Raw genomic sequence first — 3,425 nt, 5'->3', positions numbered from 1 at the left:
CCGTAAATGTAAAAATAGTTCTAATCAATTGAAAGAAACCATAGTAAGGTAACGCGTTTATTTCAAATAGTTTATCAATTGGGTTATATAGCTGGCTATTTTTGAAGAGGCATTTTTTAATTTGGAAAACAACGTTTAGCGTTTCATGGCGGTTTTCAGTCCCGCTTTTGCTGCAACAAAAGCAGAAAAAGCTTTTGGTTTCCGCTCCAATCGGGTTTATTTGACAAAGGATAAAGTATATGGCCAATTAGAGTAGATAAATATGTATTTTATATCTGTGTGCATCCTTTTTATCTGTGGTTAAACTACAGCGTTTAAATGGTACTTTACTGAACCTGTTATAGCACATTAATTTAAATATCTTTATCTTGTTTTTGTTAATACAAAGGTTACATAGATTTTAAACGGGTGTTCTTATAAAAATCTACTTTTGATTTTTTGTATAATCATATCATATCATATCATATATGAAACGAGTATTTATTTCTGCGCTAATGTTATTCATTTTTACCGCCTCTTTCGCTCAAAAATTTAACTGGAACAAAAACCAGGTAATTGCCCACCGCGGAGCATGGAAGAAAAATAATTTTCCTCAAAATTCTATCGCTTCTTTAAATGAAGCCGTAAAGCTGGGTTGTTATGGATCGGAATTCGATGTATGGATGACGGCAGATAATGTCTTGGTTATTAATCACGATCCAGAATTTCAGGGTTTGGTTATCGAGAAAGTAAACTATGCTGATTTATTGACCAAAACGATGAGCAATGGCGAAAAAATTCCAACGCTTGAGGCTTATTTATTGGAAGGTAAAAAGCAAAGAACAACCAAACTGATTTTAGAGATCAAACCTTCATTGGTTAGTAAAGAACGTGGAATTGAGGTGACCAATAAATGTGTTGAAATGGTTCAGAAACTCAAGGTAGTGGAGTGGACGGAGTATATCAGTTTTGACTACGATTACTGTAAAAGGATTTTAGCGCTCTTGCCAAAAGCAAAAGTGGCCTACTTAAAAGGCGAAATTAGTGCTGAGCAAATGAAAGCAGATAAATTAACCGGGGTTGATTATCATTTTAGTGTTTACCAAAAAGATGGGTGGATTGAAAATGCCCACAAGTTAGGCTTAACAGTAAATGCCTGGACGGTAAACACTGTTCCCGAAATTCAATGGCTTTTGGCACATCAGGTTGATTATATCACCACTAACGAGCCAGAATTGACCTTCGAAGAGCTTAAAAAAACACCTGTTGCAACGGGTTGGAAACTGAAATGGGCTGATGAATTTAACGATGCCGGATTACCATTAGCAAAAAATTGGAGTTACGATGTAGGTGGAAAAGGTTGGGGCAATAATGAGCTTCAATATTACACCGAAGCAGATAGTACAAATGCAATTGTAAAAAAAGGGAGTCTGAATATTACTGCGGTAAAAGCAGACAAGGAAAACAACCATTATACTTCTGCCAGATTGGTAACGAAAAATAAATTCGATTTTAAATACGGAAGGGTAGAAGTTCGTGCCATGTTGCCAAAAGGCAGGGGCTTATGGCCTGCCATATGGGCTTTACCAACCGAAGGGAAATACGGCGGCTGGCCAAAGAGCGGCGAAATCGATATTATGGAACATGTAGGTTATGATCCGGATAGCGTTCATGGAACGGTACATACCGAAAAATTTAACCACGTAATCAAAACGCAGGTTGGCAAGGCCTTAAAGGTTGATAATCCTTATACCGAATACCATATTTATGCGGTAGAATGGTTTGCAGATAGAATAGATTTCTTTATCGATAACCAAAAATACCTCACTTTTAAAAATACCAAAAAAGGGTCTGGCGATTGGCCATTCGATCAAAACTTCCACCTTATTTTAAATGTAGCTGTAGGTGGTGGTTGGGGCGGAAAAAAAGGAGTAGATGAGTCTATTTTCCCCGCAAGTATGAAGGTTGATTATGTAAGAGTGTTTCAGAAGTAAAGGTTTGTTAGCTCAAGAGTTCATCGGCCATTAGTTTATTAGTCGACGGTCATAATTAGATTGACTAAGAACTTCATGCTGATTAGCACTATAAATTAACTGTCGACTGAAAATTGCCAATTGACAACTGAAATTATAACTTGCGGTATCTAAGCTATATTGTATAATTTATGGACTCACGTAGAGAATTTCTAAAAAAAGCGGCCTTGTTTGCCGGAGCCACTGGTATGGCCAATACCTTGCCCAGTTCGGTATTAAAAGCCATGTCGATTAACCCTGAACCGGGTAGTACATTTTACGATGCAGAACACATTGTTTTCTTGATGCAGGAGAACCGTTCTTTCGATCATATGTTCGGTAAAATGAAAGGTGTTCGCGGGTTTAATGATCCCCATCCACACATTCAACCTGATGGAAACAAGGTATGGTTGCAAAAGGATGGCCAGGGTTATACCTATGCCCCCTTTCATGTGGATATTAACAAAACGAAAATCACCTGGCAAGGCGGTTTACCACATTCGTGGAATGACCAGGTAGCCGCACAAAATGGTGGCCGTTACGATAAATGGTTGCCCGTTAAAACACCAATGACATTGGCTTACTACGATCGGAATGATATTCCTTTTTATTATGCCATGGCCGATGCTTTTACCATTTGCGATCAGCATTTTTGCTCATCGCTAACGGGAACAACACCAAACAGATTGTTCTTTTTTACAGGAACCGTTCGTGGAGAAAAAAGTGCAAACCGGGTTGCGGTGGTGAATAACGATCAGGCCGAATCGCAAAATGATGTATTTGTAGATTGGCCAACTTTTCAGGAAACATTAGAAGATAATGGTATCGATTGGCGCATTTACCAAAACGAATTATGGACCTCCAAACTCCCGGAAGGTGAAATAGATGATTGGTTGGGTAATTATGGCGATAATCCTGTAGAGTACATCAGTAGACACAACGTTAAATTATCAGCTTACTTTAGAAAAAATGGCGATAATACCGTTAAACCAGCTTTAACCGCAAAAGAGGTTCAGGAGAAATACGATAAATTATCACAAAAGGAAAAAAACTTAGTAGATAAAGCGTTTACCACAAACATTTCTCAAAAAGATTATCTCGACCTTGAACCATTTACTTTTAAGAACGATCAAGGGAAGTCGGAAACGATTAATGTGCCGAAAGGCGATATTTTCCATCAGTTTAGAAAAGATGTAGATAGCGGAAAATTACCAACGGTTTCGTGGTTGGTTGCGCCTCAACGCTTTTCTGATCATACCAGCTCGCCATTGTACGGTACCTGGTATGTAAGCGAAGCGCTAGATATTTTAACCAAAAACCCAGAGGTTTGGAAAAAAACAATTTTTGTTTTAACCTACGATGAAAATGATGGGTATTTCGATCACCAGCCACCTTTTGTGGTGCCAAACCCTGATGATTCAACCAGCGGAAAGG

2 protein-coding genes are annotated in these 3,425 nt (G+C 38.4%); both read left to right on the top strand.

Going from position 1 to position 3,425, the window contains the following annotated elements; all coding sequences use genetic code 11:
- Positions 1 to 467: 467 nt before the first annotated feature.
- Positions 468 to 1,973, top strand: a complete 1,506-nt coding sequence (locus tag AC1DPQ_RS21820; protein ID WP_477610858.1) for a glycerophosphodiester phosphodiesterase family protein — start codon at positions 468 to 470, stop codon at positions 1,971 to 1,973.
- A 170-nt stretch (positions 1,974 to 2,143) separates the two neighbouring features.
- Positions 2,144 to 3,425, top strand: a 1,282-nt coding sequence (locus AC1DPQ_RS21815; protein WP_477610857.1) for an alkaline phosphatase family protein, incomplete at its 3' end; no start/stop codon positions are given.

Source organism: Pedobacter sp. 01T416_2, assembly GCF_056398925.1.
The sequence above is the reverse complement of the archived record's forward strand: the minus strand, read 5'-3'. Positions and strand labels throughout refer to the sequence as shown.

Excerpts from the sequence above, each read along its gene's own strand:
- AC1DPQ_RS21820 (WP_477610858.1), top strand. The coding sequence starts at position 468 with ATGAAACGAGTATTTATTTCTGCGCTAATGTTATTCATTTTTACCGCC.